This window comes from Nocardia suismassiliense (genome assembly GCF_900269665.1).
Classification (GTDB): Bacteria; Actinomycetota; Actinomycetes; order Mycobacteriales; family Mycobacteriaceae; genus Nocardia; species Nocardia suismassiliense.
This window is the reverse complement of record NZ_LT985361.1, coordinates 6,209,351-6,225,435: the sequence shown is the minus strand read 5'-3', so window position 1 is coordinate 6,225,435 and position 16,085 is coordinate 6,209,351. Positions and strand designations below refer to the sequence as shown.

General features: G+C 68.0%; 15 protein-coding genes. 5 read left to right on the top strand and 10 right to left on the bottom strand.

All coding sequences use genetic code 11. The features are described 5' to 3' along the window. Positions 1–22: 22 nt before the first annotated feature. The 3 genes from cobJ to DBO33_RS27485 are packed head-to-tail and all read right to left on the bottom strand — an operon-like array spanning position 23 to position 2,849. Entirely contained in the window at positions 23–1,714 is a 1,692-nt protein-coding gene (gene cobJ, locus DBO33_RS27495) for a precorrin-3B C(17)-methyltransferase (RefSeq protein WP_107657661.1), read from the bottom strand. 8 nt (positions 1,715–1,722) lie between these two features. Next, a complete protein-coding gene (locus tag DBO33_RS27490; protein WP_107657660.1) occupies positions 1,723–2,358 on the bottom strand; it encodes a precorrin-8X methylmutase in 636 nt (211 codons plus the stop codon). Positions 2,359–2,411: 53 nt separating this feature from the next. Then, positions 2,412–2,849, bottom strand: coding sequence for an Lrp/AsnC family transcriptional regulator (locus DBO33_RS27485; RefSeq protein ID WP_107657659.1), 438 nt, complete (start codon positions 2,847–2,849; stop codon positions 2,412–2,414). A gap of 137 nt (positions 2,850–2,986) precedes the next feature. Here DBO33_RS27485 and ddaH point away from each other — a divergent pair, with 137 nt between their 5' ends. After that, complete coding sequence (ddaH, locus tag DBO33_RS27480) at positions 2,987–3,829, top strand: dimethylargininase (RefSeq protein ID WP_234391072.1); 843 nt, start codon at positions 2,987–2,989, stop codon at positions 3,827–3,829. A 305-nt stretch (positions 3,830–4,134) separates the two neighbouring features. Here ddaH and cobG read toward each other — a convergent pair whose 3' ends face one another. Then, positions 4,135–5,328, bottom strand: a complete 1,194-nt coding sequence (cobG, locus tag DBO33_RS27475) for a precorrin-3B synthase (protein WP_107657657.1) — start codon at positions 5,326–5,328, stop codon at positions 4,135–4,137. An 869-nt stretch (positions 5,329–6,197) separates the two neighbouring features. Between cobG and DBO33_RS27470 the strand changes: the two genes are divergently transcribed. The 4 genes from DBO33_RS27470 to DBO33_RS27455 all read left to right on the top strand — a co-directional run bounded on the left by DBO33_RS27470 (position 6,198) and on the right by DBO33_RS27455 (position 11,509). Then, complete coding sequence (locus tag DBO33_RS27470; protein WP_107657656.1) at positions 6,198–6,638, top strand: nuclear transport factor 2 family protein; 441 nt, start codon at positions 6,198–6,200, stop codon at positions 6,636–6,638. Positions 6,639–6,660: 22 nt separating this feature from the next. Continuing rightward, positions 6,661–6,852, top strand: a complete 192-nt coding sequence (locus DBO33_RS27465; RefSeq protein ID WP_107657655.1) for a hypothetical protein — start codon at positions 6,661–6,663, stop codon at positions 6,850–6,852. Positions 6,853–7,060: 208 nt separating this feature from the next. Next, entirely contained in the window at positions 7,061–10,807 is a 3,747-nt protein-coding gene (gene cobN, locus DBO33_RS27460) for a cobaltochelatase subunit CobN (RefSeq protein ID WP_107657654.1), read from the top strand. A 174-nt stretch (positions 10,808–10,981) separates the two neighbouring features. Next, the gene (locus tag DBO33_RS27455; RefSeq protein ID WP_107657653.1) at positions 10,982–11,509 is read left to right on the top strand and encodes a hypothetical protein; all 528 of its coding nucleotides are present in this window, start codon (positions 10,982–10,984) and stop codon (positions 11,507–11,509) included. A 96-nt stretch (positions 11,510–11,605) separates the two neighbouring features. Here DBO33_RS27455 and DBO33_RS27450 read toward each other — a convergent pair whose 3' ends face one another. The 6 genes from DBO33_RS27450 to DBO33_RS27430 all read right to left on the bottom strand — a co-directional run bounded on the left by DBO33_RS27450 (position 11,606) and on the right by DBO33_RS27430 (position 15,428). Then, a complete protein-coding gene (locus DBO33_RS27450; protein ID WP_107657652.1) occupies positions 11,606–12,565 on the bottom strand; it encodes a helix-turn-helix transcriptional regulator in 960 nt (319 codons plus the stop codon). A 77-nt stretch (positions 12,566–12,642) separates the two neighbouring features. After that, positions 12,643–12,921, bottom strand: a complete 279-nt coding sequence (locus tag DBO33_RS27445) for a hypothetical protein (RefSeq protein WP_107657651.1) — start codon at positions 12,919–12,921, stop codon at positions 12,643–12,645. A 146-nt stretch (positions 12,922–13,067) separates the two neighbouring features. After that, positions 13,068–13,862 (bottom strand): ATP-grasp domain-containing protein, encoded by a 795-nt coding sequence (locus DBO33_RS27440; RefSeq protein WP_159080568.1) that lies wholly within the window; start codon positions 13,860–13,862, stop codon positions 13,068–13,070. Then, positions 13,813–14,034, bottom strand: coding sequence for a hypothetical protein (locus DBO33_RS43090; RefSeq protein WP_159080567.1), 222 nt, complete (start codon positions 14,032–14,034; stop codon positions 13,813–13,815). The genes DBO33_RS27440 and DBO33_RS43090 overlap by 50 nt, the downstream gene beginning before the upstream one ends. A gap of 213 nt (positions 14,035–14,247) precedes the next feature. Continuing rightward, positions 14,248–14,895: a formylglycine-generating enzyme family protein gene (locus tag DBO33_RS27435; RefSeq protein ID WP_234391071.1), complete on the bottom strand. Its 648-nt coding sequence runs from the start codon at positions 14,893–14,895 to the stop codon at positions 14,248–14,250. Between the two features lie 2 nt (positions 14,896–14,897). Continuing rightward, positions 14,898–15,428, bottom strand: coding sequence for a GtrA family protein (locus DBO33_RS27430; protein ID WP_107657649.1), 531 nt, complete (start codon positions 15,426–15,428; stop codon positions 14,898–14,900). Positions 15,429–16,085: the final 657 nt, after the last annotated feature.

Below are 16,085 nucleotides of genomic sequence, written 5' to 3'. Positions count from 1 at the left end.
TTCGTCGGTGCGTCAGCAGATCTTACGCGTCGGGGGCGGCCGCGTTGCCGCTGCGGGCATAGCGTCGTGAGGTGTAAACGCGGACCCCCTGGTCGGTTTCCTGGGCCGTAGTGGTCGACGCGCCGATGATCAACAGGGTGCGCATGTCGACCTCGGCCGGGTCGAGATCGCCGAGCGCGACCACCCGCACGGACTCCGTCGGCCCGCCCACATCGCGGCCGAGCACCACGGGCGTGTCCGGCTTGCGATGCTCCAGCAGCAGGTCGCGCATGGCGCCGACCTGCCAGGTGCGCTGCGACGAGGCCGGGTTGTACACCGCGATCGCCATGTCGGCGGCGGCGACCGCGGAAAGCCGTTGGGCGACAACCTCCCACGGCTTGAGGCGATCGGAGAGCGAAATCATCGCGTAGTCGTGCCCGAGCGGCGCGCCGACCCGGCTGGCCACCGCGTTGGCCGCGGTGAGTCCGGGGAGCACCCGGACCGGCACGTCGCGCCACTGGGGATCTGCGGCTTCCTCCAAGACTGCTGCGGCCATCGCGAAGACCCCGGGGTCGCCCGACGACACCACCGCGACCCGCGCGCCTCGCCGCGCCAGATCCAATGCCATGGCTGCGCGTTCCGACTCGACGCGATTGTCGCTGGCATGCCTGCGCTGGCCGGGGCGTGCTGGGACTCGGTTCAGGTAGGTGGTGTAGCCGACGAGATCTGTTGCGTCGGCGAGGGCTTCGTGTACCTCGGTGGTCGTCCACTCGGCGGCGCCGGGGCCGAGGCCTACTACGACGACCTGGCCCGGGCGGTCGTCGACGACTCGGTCGGGCCGGTCGATGACGACTTGGCTGGGGCGGTCGATGGCGACTCGGTCGGGGCGGTCGGCGATGTCTTCGTTGGCGTTCCCAGTGGACAGGGCAGCGCGCGTGTTCGGCGACTCATGCTGTGCCGCAGCAGGTTTCGCGTGGGGAAGTGGGGTAGTCGGTGTCGGGCCCGGAACCAGAGTGATGGAGAAGTAGGGCACGTCCGCGTCGGCTACGTCGGCGGCACGCAACACACGCTGACGGGTGCTGCTGGCACGCTCGACGTAATAGGCGTCGGCGAGGCGGCCGGAATCCGAAAGAGCCTGGCGCACATTGGGATAGGTGCGGCCGAGTTTCATGATGGCGGCGGCTTCGGTGTCGCGGAGCCTGCGGGTGAGCTCGTCGACGGGCATGGTGCCGGGCAGGATGGTCAGCACCTGCTCGCCCTCGACCAGCGGGGTACCCAACGCCGCCGACGCGGCGCTCACCGAGGTGATACCCGGGATGATCTCCGCCTCGAACCGATCGGCCAGCCGCCGGTGCATATGCATGTAGGAGCTGTAGAACAGTGGGTCACCTGCGGCGAGCAATGCGACGGACCGACCCGCCGCCAAATGCCCAGCGAGCAGTTCGGCGGCCTGCTCATAGAACTCATCGATCGCACCCTGGTATCCGCCAGGATGATCGGTGGTCTCGGTCGTCACCGGATAGACGAGATGCTCCTCGAGCTGCCCCGCTCGCATGTACGGCGCCGCAATACCTCTGGAGATGCTGCGCCCATGCCGCGCGCTGTGGAACGCGATCACATCGGCCGCGGCGATCACCCGCGCCGCCTTCACCGTCACGAGTTCGGGATCGCCGGGGCCGAGTCCTACACCCCACAACTTGCCTGGCGCCGTGTGTGATTCAGACCCGGTCCCCATATCGCCCGTCATTCCTGTTCGCTCGCAATCGCATTCAACGCGGACGCGGTGATGGCACTACCACCACGTCGACCGCGGACGGTGAGGTATTCGATGTCGCCGAACTCGACCAGCGCGTCCTTGGATTCGGCGGCGCCGATGAAGCCGACCGGAATGCCGATGATGGCAGCGGGCCGCGGTGCGCCCGCGTCGAGCAGGTCGAGCAGGTGGAACAGCGCGGTCGGCGCGTTTCCGATGGCAACGACCGCGCCGTCGAGGTGCGTACGCCACAGCTCCAGCGCCGCGGCGGAGCGCGTATTGCCCATGCGCGCAGCGAGTTCCGGCACGCGCGGGTCGGTGAGCGTGCAGATCACCGCGTTGTCGGCGGGTAGCCGCTTGCGCGTCACACCGGATGCGACCATGTTCGCATCGCACAGAATCGGCGCTCCCGCCCGCAGTGCGGCCCGAGCCGAAGCCACCACGCCGGGCGAAAACGCCACATCCCCCGCCAGATCCACCTGACCGCACCCGTGGATCATGCGCACCACCACCTGCGCCACCTCCGGCGGGAACCGATCGAGGTCCGCCTCCGCCCGGATCATCGCGAACGAGCGCCGATAGATCTCGGCCCCGTCGGTGAGGTAGCTGGCACGCAAGTCGGACATGGCGTCCACCCTAAGAGGTGCCTTCCCCACCAGGTCGGCGCGGGTAGCCGGGGTCAGGTGCGGGGGCGTTCGAGAATGCGGGACATCACGATGGAGCTGCGGGTGCGGCCGACGCGCGCGTTCTCCCGGATGCGTTCGACGGTCACCTCGATCTCGGCCATATCGGTGGCCATCACGTGCACCAGCGCGTCGGCCTCGCCGGCGATGGTCCACACGCCGACGACCTGCGGAATGGGTTCGAGACTGCGGCGAAGTTCCGCGGGGGAGATGTTGTCGCGGTAGTACACCTCGACGTAAGCCTCCGTCTTCCAGCCCATCGCGGCCGGGTTCACCAACGCCGTGAAACCGGTGATCTGTTTGGTCGCGACCATCTTGTCCACGCGCCGCTTCACCGCGGGTGCGGTCAGGCCGACCGCGCTGCCGATTTCCTGGAACGAGGCGCGGGCCTGTCTGAGCAGGTGCTCCAATATCCGCCGATCGATGTCGTCCACGTCACAGCCCTTTCGCTATTGCGCAATTATTCGATGTTCTAGGGCCGAAATGCGCAACGATTCGATGTTCCTGGCGCAATACTAGGCGAATTACGGTCGTGTCAGCCGCAAGATCGCGCCGACCTCCGGGAGACACGTTGACGTCTGTAGCCACCCTCCGTGCCGAGACCACCGTTCGTAAGCCGTCACCGCGACGGTTCGTCATGTGCCGTCCCGACTACTTCGACGTCACCTACTGCATCAATCCGTGGATGGATCCGGAAGCCCCGGTCGACCGCGCCCTCGCCCTGCTCCAGTGGGAAACCCTGCGCGCCACCTACGAGGAGTACGGCCACAAGGTCGACGTGGTGCCCGGCGTGCCCGGCCTGCCCGACATGGTGTTCGCGGCCAACGGCGGACTCGTCGTCGGCGACCGGGCGATGTCGGCCCGGTTCACCCACGTTCAGCGCGCCGCCGAGGGCCCCGCGTACCACAACTGGTTCGCCCAGCACGGCCTCGCCGGACTGGTCGACGCCAAGGAGGTCAACGAGGGCGAGGGGGACTTCCTCCTGGTCGGTGACCGCATGCTCGCGGGCATGGGCTTCCGCAGCTCGCTCGCGGCGCATCGCGAAGTGGCGCAGCACTTTTCGCGACCCGTGCTGTCGCTCGAGCTGGTCGATCCGCGCTTCTACCACCTCGATACCGTGCTGCTGCCGCTCGACGACAACACCATCGCCTACTTCCCGCCCGCCTTCAGCGCGGAAAGCCAGGCGGTGCTCGCCGAGCTGTTCCCCGACGCCATCGTCGCCACCGATGCGGACGCGGAAGTGCTCGGGTTGAACGGTGTCTCCGATGGGTTGAACGTCTTCCTCAGTGACAAGGCCGTCGCGCTCAGCGAAGCGCTGCGTGCCCGCGGCTACAACCCCATCGGCATCGATATGTCCGAGCTGCTCAAGGCCGGTGGCAGCGTCAAGTGCTGCACGTTGGAGATTCACGAGTAGCTTCGAGGGTCAACGGCGCTGGTGGTGGGCTGTCCTCGGGCAAGGCCCGCTGCCAGATGCCGTTCGTCGTGACAGACGTGGTTCTGAGTCGGAGAGCGTGGTCCTGAAGGCGAGACTGTGGTCTTCGACTCCGACTGCGCGGTTTTGAGGGTGAGATCGCGTGGTCTGGAGGGCGTGACTGTGCGGTTTTGGAGGTGGGATTGCGTGGCCCTCGGGGTGAGGTCTCCGTGGTCTTGAAGGCGGTGTGTGGCTGAGGGGCAATGTGTCCCGGGGCGGGGCCTCAAGGCCCGAGGCGGACCCAGCGGTCAGTCGACGCGGTAGCCGGTATCGGTGGCAACGACGTCTGTGACCGTGCCTCGGGGGCGGCCACAGCGTCGGTCGCAGCCGGACCAGTGCTGGCGGCCCGCGACGGTTACCTCGTCGGCATCGATTATCGGCAGGCCTTGGGGCATAGGCTGATTCGACTCCGAGGGAAGAACCCGATCAGACTCGACCGCAGCGGTCACGTCGGCGCGGACGTCGGTGAGCGACTTCGCGCAACCCGGACGACCCGCGCAGGCGCTGACCTGGAGCCAGGGGGAGTTGGCGTCGAAGATGAGGTCCATCGGGGCCAGCACGCGGACAACTTGCTCCGCTGCCCATTCCGCCAAGTCGGTGATGACGAGGCTGCGCCACGGGGTGACGAACACGGGACGCTCGATGGCGGCTATGAATTCGGCGGTCCGGGCAGGCAGCGAGCCCAGGCGTACGCCGGCGCCGAGGCTGACCAAGCCGTCGTCCTGATCCAGCCAGCCGATCGGAACATCTTGAGCCGCACCGAGTTCCACCCGGTCGGTGCCGCGTTGGAGGGCGAGCAATTCAGCTACCCGCTCGGCACCGTTATCGATCTCGTGCAGCCGCCACCGCCCCGCCTCACCACCGCGCAGGTCGAGAAACCCGTGGGCGGCGGCGAGCATGACATCCACCGCGTCGGCGGCCGAGATCCGGATACCGGTGTCGCGTCCCGCCAGCAGCAGCGCGAATTCCTCGCTGCCGGTTGCGTGTACGCCGATATCACCACCGAGCACGCTGACATTGCCGCGCCCGTCATCCAGCGTGAACAGCACGCGCCCAGGAAGCTCTGCAAGCCGCGGCGCGGCCAGCAACCCGGCGTCGAGCGCTGGAACCAGCGGCTGCACATCCGCGATACCACCGATCCGACCGGACAGCGGCGAAGCGACAATATTGCGCACCCGCTCATGCGTCTGACTAGGCAACAACCCCGCCGCCTCCAGCCGTCCCGTCAGCTCCCCCGCATCCCGCACTTGCCGCAGCTGTACATTCCCCCGCGACGTCAACTCGATATTCCCGTCCCCGACCTCCCGCGCCGCCTCCGCCAACACCTGCAACTGCCCCGGCTCCACCCGCCCACCAGGCAGCCTCACCCGCGCCAACGGCCCATCCGCCGCCTCATGCAGCCGCAACACGCCGGGACAGGAATCCGGAACACCTCGAGTCATAGTCCGTCCAGGGTACGTACCGAGCCGACCGGCCTACCAGGGAGGAGACGCGCCCAGCCCGCCGCCGCTGCCCAGCCGCGCCAGCGCCCTCAGCTCGACTGGCGTGGCCGAGCTGACTCGCGCCGCCAGGTCGGTAGCGCCGTCCAGCCGACTGGCTTGGCCCAATCCGGTAGCGCCGCCCAGCCGGTATCGTGGCCGAGCCCGATTGGCGTGGCCGAGCCTCGGAAGCGCGGCCCAGTCCGGCTGGCGTAGCCCAGTCCGGTAGCGCCGCCCCGCCCGGCAGTGTGGCGCCGCCCGACTGGCGTGGCCAAGCCCGACTGGGATGGTCCAGCTCGACCCGCGTGGCCGAGCCCGACTCGCGCCGCCCAGCCCGGTAGCGGCGCCCATTCCGGTAGCGCGGCCCAGCCCAACTAGCGCTGCTCAGCCGCGCGGTAGTCCTGCTGAGCCGCGCTAGCACGCGCTGCCGTGTCCTGGCCCGCGCCGCCCGTCCCAGCCGGCGAGCCGGACGGTCCTGGCCTCCGCCATCGCTGGGCCGCACTTTCGACTACGGTGCCGTCGATTGCTCACGGGCGCTTGGGTTTTGCGCGCGAGAGCCGCGCCGCCGCATCGCGCCTTTCACCACCACCCGCATGGGGGGATCTCAACGGGCGACAGCCAGTTGCCTCAGGACGGGACGCCCGCCGCCGCGCCAATCGGCCCGCCGTCACAGGGCGCGGGCAGCCGCATGTACGGCCGAACGTGTAGGTCAGCAACTCGGCCGCACGCTCAGCGGCGTGGGCGAGCGCGCGCAACGTCGGCGACAGATTCGCCCAACGCCACCGGTGACGGTCGTCGAGCAACTGATCCCGCGGATCGCTAGGGTGGGGCATATGTCCGAAATCTCTACCCTTGCAGATCGACTCGCGATCGTCGACGTGATCACCCGGTTGTTCGTCTACACCGATCAGGGGCGGTGGGATGATCTTGCCACTGCTGTGTTCACCCCGAAGGTGGACTTCGATGGGGGCTTCGGCGGCCCGGCCGGTGAGCGTGCGGCGGCGGATATCGTCGAGGACTGGCGGGTGGGGCTGGCCGAGCTGGATGAGGTTCATCATCAGTCCGGGAACCATCTGATCGAGCTGGCGGGCGATACGGCGACCGTGCATGCCGACGCGATCGCGGTGCACGTGAAGAACTCCGCGACCAACGGCAAGACCCGCACCTTCGTGGGCAGCTATGTCCTCGGCACCGAACGGACTCCGGATGGCTGGCGGGTCAACCGATTCCACTACCACCTCAAAGTCGTCGACGGAAACGCCGATCTGACGTAGTCGAAGCAGATATCGCTCAGATGTGCGCCGGGGTCCGCTGCGGATCGGGAGCGACCGTGGTCTTCCGCGACTGGGCGAATTCGACCTCGAGCTGGCGCTGACCCAACTCGTCGGCCCGATCGTCTTCGCGAAACTGATCGGCATCGAGCACGCCACCCCCGCCGACTGCGTGCGCATCGTGGACGACTTCCTGGCTGCCCGCGCGGCGAGCTGACGGCGACCGGCGAGCCGAACCCGGTGGTACGGCAGGTAGCATCTGCCGTGCTCGGCGGGTGACGAGGAAACCGGTGGAAATCCGGTGCGGTCGCGCCACTGTGAATAGCCAGACCCTCTGGGCTCACCCACCCCGCCGGCTCCGCTGGCCGCCGACCCCGGCGGCGAGCAGCACCGATGGGCGCGTAACCCGAGGAAGGCCGTCACCTGTGATTCTGCTGCTGTCCACGTCCGACACCGATCTGCTGAGCGCCCGCGCGAGCGGCGCCGAGTACCGGTGGGGCAACCCCGCCCGGCTGCTGGTGGATGACCTGCCCGCGCTGCTCGACGGCGCCGACCTGGTGATCGTGCGCATCCTGGGCGGCAAGCGCGCCTGGGAGGACGGCCTCGACGCGATCCGGGCCAGCGGTGTGCCGATGGTGGCGCTGGGCGGCGAGATCGCGCCGGACGCGGAACTGATGGAGTGCTCGACCGTGCCCGGCGGTGTCGCCGCCGACGCGCACAACTACCTGGCCGCGGGCGGGTCGGAAAACCTGCGGCAGCTGCACAACTTCTTGTCCGACACGGTGCTGCTCACCGGCCACGGCTTCGAGCCGCCGGTGCAGCTGCCGAGCTGGGGTGTGCTGGAACGGGATTCGGCCGACGCAGGCGACGAACAGCCCACCGTCGCGGTGATCTATTACCGCGCACAGCATCTCGCCGGGAACACCGGTTACATCGACGCACTCTGCCGGGCGATCGAAGACTCCGGCGCACGCGCCCTGCCGCTGTACTGTGCCTCGTTGCGCACCGCAGAGCCCGAACTACTTGCGACACTGCGCCAGGCCGACACCCTGGTGGTCACCGTGCTCGCCGCCGGCGGTACGAAGCCGGCCACCGCCTCGGCGGGCGGCGAGGACGAGTCCTGGGACGTCGGCGCACTCGCCGACCTGGATGTGCCGATCCTGCAAGGCTTGTGCCTGACCAGTGGCCGGGCCCAGTGGGCGGCAAACGACGACGGGCTCTCCCCGCTGGACGTCGCCACCCAGGTCGCCGTCCCCGAGTTCGACGGCCGGATCATCACGGTTCCGTTCTCCTTCAAGGAGTTCGACGCGGACGGCCTGTCCACCTACGTCCCGGACGCCGAACGCGCGGCCAGGGTCGCGGGTATCGCGGTGCGCTACGCGCGGCTGCGGCACATCCCGGCCGAGCGCAAGCGCGTCGCGCTGATGCTGTCCGCCTACCCGACCAAGCACGCCCGCATCGGCAACGCGGTCGGCCTGGACACGCCCGCCAGCGCGATTCGCCTGCTCACCGAGATGCGCAGCGCCGGATACGATCTCGGCGAGCAGGGTGCGGTTCCGGGCCTCGATGAGCAAGACGGTGACACCCTCATCCACGCCCTTATCGCGGCGGGCGGCCAGGATCCGGACTGGCTCACCGCGGAACAGCTGGAAGGCAACCCGATTCGGATCACCGCGGCGGCGTACACCGCGTGGTTCGACACGCTGCCGGAAGACCTGCGCGAAGCCATCGTCGAGGCGTGGGGCCCGCCGCCCGGCGAGCTCTACGTCGACCGCTCCGCCGACCCGAACGGTGAGATCGTCATCGCCGCCTTGCGTTTCGACAATGTGGTGCTGATGGTGCAGCCGCCCCGTGGTTTCGGTGAGAACCCGGTCGCCATCTACCACGACCCCGACCTGCCGCCCAGCCACCATTACCTCGCCGCGTACCGATGGCTCAGCTCCGCCGAGGGTTTCGGCGCTGATGCGATGGTGCACCTCGGCAAGCACGGCAACCTGGAGTGGCTGCCCGGCAAGACCCTCGGCATGTCCGCCTCCTGCGGCACCGACGCCGCCCTCGGCGACCTGCCGCTGATCTACCCGTTCCTCGTCAACGACCCGGGCGAAGGTACCCAGGCCAAGCGGCGCGCGCACGCGACCCTGGTCGATCACCTGATCCCCCCGATGGCCCGCGCCGAAAGCTACGGCGATATCTCACGTTTGGAGCAGCTGCTCGACGAGCACGCCAACATCTCCACCCTCGACCCGGCCAAGCTGCCCGCCATCCGCCAGCAGATCTGGACGCTGATGCGCGCGGCCAAGATGGACCACGACCTCGGCCTCGCCGAACGCCCCGACGAGGACGTCTTCGACGACATGCTGCTGCACGTCGACGGCTGGCTGTGCGAGATCAAGGACGTGCAGATCCGCGACGGACTGCACATTCTCGGTCAGGCGCCCGCGGGGGAGAGCGAGGTCGACCTGGTGCTCGCCATGCTGCGTGCCCGTCAGCTCTGGGGCGGCGAGCGCAACGTGCCCGGGCTGCGGGAAGCCTTGGGGCTGGACGAATCCGGCACCGAGGTGCGCGGTCGAGTGGATGTGGTGGAGAACCAAGCTCGCGGGCTGGTGGCAGCCTTGCAGGGCGCCGACTGGTCGGCCGACGCGGTCGACAGGCTCGTCGACGAGTTCGCGGCCTCGCTGCTCGCGACAGCGGGTGGCTCGCGGTCCGGCGCGACAGCGGAGGCCGACAGCCCTGCCGCATCCAGTCCTCAACTGGCTGCTGACAGTTCGGCTACGGCCGCGCACGCCGACCTCGCCGAGGCGGCCGCAGTCCTGACCACGGACCCCCGGCTCACCGCGGTCCGTGACGTACTCCGTTTCGCCGCAACCGAAGTCGTCCCCCGCCTGCGTCAAACCGGCATCGAGATCGATCGCGTCCTGCACGCCCTCAACGGCGGCTTCATCCCGGCGGGCCCCAGCGGCTCACCCCTGCGCGGCCTGATCAATGTCTTGCCGACCGGCCGCAACTTCTACTCCGTCGACCCGAAGGCCGTCCCGTCCCGGCTGGCCTGGGAAACCGGTCAGGCCATGGCGGATTCGCTGCTGGCGCGGTACCTGGCCGATCACGGTGAGTACCCGCGCTCGGTGGGTCTCTCGGTGTGGGGCACCTCGGCCATGCGCACCTCCGGCGACGACATCGCCGAAGTCTTTGCTCTGCTTGGTGTCCGGCCGGTGTGGGACGAGGCGAGCCGCCGCGTCACCACCCTCGAGGTGATCTCCCTCGACGAATTGTCCCGTCCCCGTGTCGATGTGACGGTGCGCATCAGCGGCTTCTTCCGCGACGCCTTCCCGCACGTGCTCGCGCTGCTCGACGACGCGGTGCGAATGGTCGCCGAACTCGACGAGCCCGCGGAGTCGAATTACGTTCGCGCCCATGCCGAAGCCGACCTGGCCGAGCACGGTGATGCCCGCCGCGCCACCACCCGCATCTTCGGTTCCAAGCCGGGCACCTACGGCGCGGGGCTGCTGCAACTGATTGATTCGAAGAGCTGGCGCACCGACGATGACCTCGCGCAGGTGTACACCACCTGGGGTGGCTACGCCTACGGTCGCGATCTCGACGGCGCACCCGCCGCCGACGACATGCGCACCGCGTACCGCCGAATCGCGGTGGCGGCCAAGAACACCGACACCCGCGAGCACGACATCGCCGACTCCGACGACTACTTCCAGTTCCACGGCGGCATGGTCGCCACCGTGCGCGCGCTCACCGGCAAGAACCCCGAGGCCTACATCGGCGACAGCACCCGGCCCGACGCGGTGCGCACCCGCACGCTCTCCGAGGAGACCTCGCGGGTGTTCCGGGCTCGCGTGGTGAACCCGCGCTGGCTCGAGGCGATGCGCAGGCACGGCTACAAGGGCGCGTTCGAGATGGCGGCGACGGTCGACTACCTGTTCGGTTACGACGCCACCACCAACGTCGTCGCCGACTGGATGTACGAGAAGCTCGCGGAGAGCTACGTTTTCGATGACGTGAACCGCAAGTTCATGGAGCAGTCCAACCCGTGGGCGCTGCACGGCATTGCCGAGCGGCTGCTGGAAGCCGCCGAACGGGACTTGTGGGAGCATCCGGAGCAGGCGACACTTGATCGACTGCGCCAGGTCTACTTGGAGACCGAAGGGGAATTGGAATAGCGCGAAAATCAACCCCCCAATTTCATGGGGAAGCGCGAAATGTGTGATCTTGCAAGGTAATTCAATCTGCCCGTTTCTCTCGACAATCCTGTTGTCGAGAGAGCATGATCGATGGTGTTCCACGGCCGTTTCCGGGAAACGCCAATCGAATCGGCTAGATGATTGGAAAGCCTTATGAATATCAGGAAAATGCTCGCTACCGCAGCGCTCACCGTGGCCGCGACCGGTGTCGCCGCGGCAACCGCACACGGTGAAGTGCAGGTGGCCGACGCGATCAACGGGGTCGATCGGGGAGTCGCCTACACGGCCGCCGTCGCGCCGGACCGCTCGAACGCGACGGTCACGCTCGCCTCCGGCAAGTTCGTACTGACGCCCGATCAGGGCATCTCCGTGCTGGCACCGGACGGATCGGTGATCGCCAACGTGTCGACGACCCTCCAATCGGTGGCGGGTCAGCAGGTGCGGGTCGCGCCGCAAGTCGACGCCAGCGCAACCACTTTGACGTTGACGCCGGTCGGGGCTGCGCTCCCGGAGGCGGGTGCGCCGCAGTTCATCGGTGACGCGGGCACTACCGTCGCCGGTGTGTTGATCGGGTGCGCCATCGGTTTCTTGATCGGCTTGATCTTCGCCATTGTCGGTGCCATCCCCGGCTGCATCATCGGTGGAATCATCGGTGGCATCGCGGGTGCCAACCAGCCCTGACGGGAATCGAGAACAGGGACAGCCCAGCCTGTTCGGTGTTTTATGCCGGCCAGGCTGGGCTCACCCGTTAATTGCCTAATTCCGGTACGTAATCGTTTATTGCTGACCGGCCGCCCTGCGGAATCGCTCGGCGGTCGCCAGCAGTTGCTCCGCGAGCTCGGCGCCCTCGAGTATCTCGAAATCCACATCGACGGAACCGAGATAGAACGCGAGCATCCGCGGTGAATCCGAACCCGCCCGCACCACACAGTGATCCGGGCCGTCCGGCTCGACGGACACCGCGGGCGGCAACTGGGCCCGCATCCGTTCGGCGGGCGCGGCCATGCGCACCGTCGCACGATACCGCCAGGTCGCCGCGCCGACCCCACGCCGCACGCGCTCGGCGATGTCGTCCTCGGACACCTCGCGCGGAGTGAACCGCGGTCCGTTCGGCGTCTTGGGCACAATCCGGTCGACCCGGAAGGTACGCCAGTCGTCGCGGCCCGGATCCCACGCGACCAGATACCAGCGCCCGCGCCAGTGCACCAGCCGGTGCGGCTCGACCTCGCGACGCGACGGCGCACCCGAATGTGCTGCGTAGTCGAAGCGCAACCGCTCGCTCGCCCGGATCGCGCCGGCCACGGCGGTGAGCACCTCGGCGTCGACGGTGTTCCGGCCGATATCCGGCGCGTGCACGGTGGCCGAGGTCAGCGCCGCCACTCGGGCGCGCAGCCGCGCGGGCAACACCTGCTGCAGCTTCGCCAGCGCCCGCACCGAGGTCTCCTCGATGCCGGTGACGGCCCCGTTGGCCGCGGTGGCCAAACCGACCGCGACCGCGACCGCCTCCTCGTCGTCGAGCAGCAGCGGCGGCAGCGCGGAGCCCGCACCCAATCGATAGCCGCCCGCGACACCCGGCGTGGCGTGCACCGGATAACCCAAGGTCCGCAGCCGCTCGATGTCGGTGCGCACGGTGCGCGTGGACACCCCCAGTCGCTCGGCGAGCACCGGCCCCGTCCAATCCCGGTGCAGTTGTAGCAGCGACAGCAGGCGGAGTAGCCGCGCGGAGGTCTCCAACATGGGTCGATCATCGCAGGAATCGCGGAAGGTTACCTTCCGCGATTAACCTGATCGGCCCGTCGTCCAGCCGCTACCGCTCAGCCGATCACCGCGTTCATGATCGTGCCCGCGCTGGTGGCGACAACGCCGCCGATCATGCCGCCGGCGATCATCTTCGGCGAGTCGAGCGGACCGCCCTGCCACTTCTCCCAGGCGAATCGTCCACCCGCGAAGGTGATCCCGCAGACCCCGGACAGCAGCACCAGCCAGGTGAGGTAGCGGACCATCTGCAAAATCTTGTCCGAGACCGGCGGCGGTTCCGGGGTCGGATTGCCGATCTGCGCGAGGAGGGCGTCGTGCACAGCGATGATGACCATGAATACGCTCGCTTCGGGGTCGGCGTGGCACCTACCGTAGGCGCCACGGGCGCGTTGTCTGGGTGATAGCCATGCTTGTACCGGACAGTATGTGCGGCGCTGACGATTTCGTGGAGCGTACGAAAAAACCTGTCCGAAATGTCCGATCAGTGCTGCGGGTGTACCCGTGTGGATCGGGGCAAGTCCGGCGCGCCGGACTCGGAAAGGTGCGCGAGCAGGAAGGGAACCGCCACCGTTTCGAAACCTTGCGGAACATCCAGCACCGGATGCACATTCACCTCGAAAACCACGCCGCCGTTCTCGGACACCAGATCGACACCGCCGAACGGTAGCCCGACCGATGCTGTGGCCCGGATCGCGAGCTCGTGCAGGCGCCGGGGCAGGGCGTTGCGGGGGAGCACGGTCGAGACCGCGCCCTGCGCCTCGTTGCACGGGGCGTCCGGGTCGACCTGCACGTGCTCACAGACCCGCAGCACCCGCCGGCCGAGCACGACCACTCGATATTGGTGGCGTCGCCCGTGCTCGTCGAAGTTTTGTGCGTCGCGGGTGAGCAGCCAACTCGTGCCGGTCTTTCGGTAGAGCTCGCGCGCGGCGTGCAGGTGCGCCTCGGTGGTCACGTGGAATACATCGCGTCCACCGAAGCCGATCACCGGCCGGGTCCAGACGTCGCGCCCGAGCCGTTCGAAGGCTGTCGATGCGGCGCTCGGAGTGGGATCGTCCAGTACGAGCGATTCCTCCTGACGGATACCGTCGGCCCGGAATCGTTCGACTGTGCGACGTTTGTCGGTCGCGTTGCGCCACGCCTGCGCGTCGGCCCCGAGGCAGGGGATACCGCTGCGGGCGATGGCCGCTTGGAACCGGGTGAATCGATGCCGGTCGATCGGCGGAATTTCATAGACGACGAGCGCGCTCGGCTGGACCTCGATGTGCTCGGACGGCACCGTCAGCGTCGGCGGCCCGCAGCACTCCCTCGCCGCCGTCGTAGAAATGTCTCGCGTCCAGCACCAGTGGTGCAGCGTCGGTGACCCATTCGACGGCGCGGGCGAGCAGGGCGGAGCTGCCCTCGGTCGAGCTGTGATCGGTCAGTACGACAATCGGGCCGGTGTTTCTCATCGCGCACCACCGTTCTGTAGTACGGGTGAATCCACAATCGCGACAGCGTTACTCCGGGCCGGTGTGGTTCGGGGCTCGAATCCGGTTCCGGCGCACGGGTGCGGGTCGATTCGACAACCGAAGCCGCCGACCTGCTCGGTACGTTACCGGACCGAGGTGCGGCAGGGTCGGTGAATGCTCCACGGCCACAATAGATTCGCTGGTCGCGGCAGATCAGGAACGCGGCGATCGTGCAACGCGGAAGCCTACGTCGTCCAAGCGCAGGGACGGATGGCTGCGGCGGCGCACCGAGGCGCGGCAGCTCCAGTGTTCGTCGAACCAACCACCGCCGCGCAGCACCCGGTAGGAGCCGTAGATTTCGGCGTCGTAGATGTCCCAGCACCAGTCCCAGGTGTTGCCGAGCATGTCGTACAGGCCCCACGCATTGGGCCGCTTGCCGCCGACGTCATGCATGTGCTCAGCCGAATTGCCTCGGTACCAGGCGATTTCGTCGAGTTCACCGTAGCGCGGGCCGGTGCTGCCCGCGCGGCACGCGTGCTCCCATTCGGCCTCGGTCGGCAGTCGGAAGCCGTCGGCGTCGGTGTTCCAGTCGACGTTCTCGTCGTCGATCCGGTACACGGGTGTCAGCTCTTCCTGGATCGACCGTGCGTTGCAGTAGTGCAGCGCATCCCACCACGAGACGCTGTCGACGGGCCGCCGGTCGCCGCGCTCACTGCTCGGTGCCAGCCCGGTGACCTGCTCGTACTCCGCCTGGGTGACCGGGACCGCCGCCAGCTCGAACGGCGCGACCTCGACCGGCCAGCTGCGCTGGGTTCGCCGATCCGACAGCGTCACCGTGCCCGCCGGAATGGCGACCAGCACGGTCAGGCTCGCGTCTCGGACATCGGCTCGTCCAGTTCCAGGTCGGGTCGGACCGGGTCGAGGAACACGAATTTGCGCATGGCCCACCAACGGAAGACCGTGGCGAGCAGGGTGCCGATGATGGTTGCGCTGACGAAGTCGGCGATGTTCTCCACCAGGATCGAGACGTGCGGCGTGCGGAGCTGGAAGAGGTAGCTCGACACGGCCAGCGGCAGCTGGTTGATCACCATGCCGACGCTGGCCACCAGGAAGAACAGGGCCGCTTCGTGCCTGCGCGCACGTCCACCGCGCGCGGTGAACGCCCACTCGCTGTTCAACACGTAGGAGACCACGGTCGCGATCAGCACCGCGACCACGTTCGCGGTGACCGGCTTACCTTCCAGCACAGTCCATTTCAGGCCGAAGAAGAGCACCGAGGTGGTCACGAAGGCGATCGCGCCGACGGTCAGGAACTTCAGCAACTCGGCGTTGCGGACGAACATGGACAGCATCCGGCTCGGTACCCGAGCGGCGACGATCTGGGCCAGGAACATCGGGACAGGTTATCCGAGCGACCTTTCGGCACCGGCGGGCGGACCATGGCCGCGGGGCGACTCCCCGGCGAATTCTCGAGGGGCGGCGGGTAACGGCGAGCGGAACAGTTCGAGCACGATTGCGAGGCGTCGTTGCTATTTCGTTATCTACGAACAGCTTTCGGGCGGCGATTCGGGAGGAAGCTCGGCGCCGCACTGCTCGTACAGATGCACGGCCACGCATCTACACTGGTCACGTCCGCGCTCGGTGCGCCGAATACCCGCAAGTATGAGAGCCTTCTGTATCGAGGCCGGGGCCCAGAGGAAATCACTCGGACACCGGTCGGCACGACCGCAGGGGCCTCAGCGATGTGCTGAGGCCCCCGCAGTGCGTTTCGGCTATACGCCGGGGGCGGCTCCCGCGCCGACGGCGGCGCTGGAATGCCGTTTCGGGCCAGTGCTATTCGTGATCCATCAGCATCGGGAAGGTCTGGGCGCACCCTCTCCCCCTGTCGGTGACCTCGATCTCGATGGTCTGCTCACCGCCGTCGATCGGCACGGCGCAAGCGCGACGGACCTGTGTGGCCGGAGCATGAGGAGTCCTTTCGAGTCACAACGAATGGTGGCCGTCGTCCGAGGCTATCGATGGGGCCGCACTCCTGGGAGCGCCATTCTGTG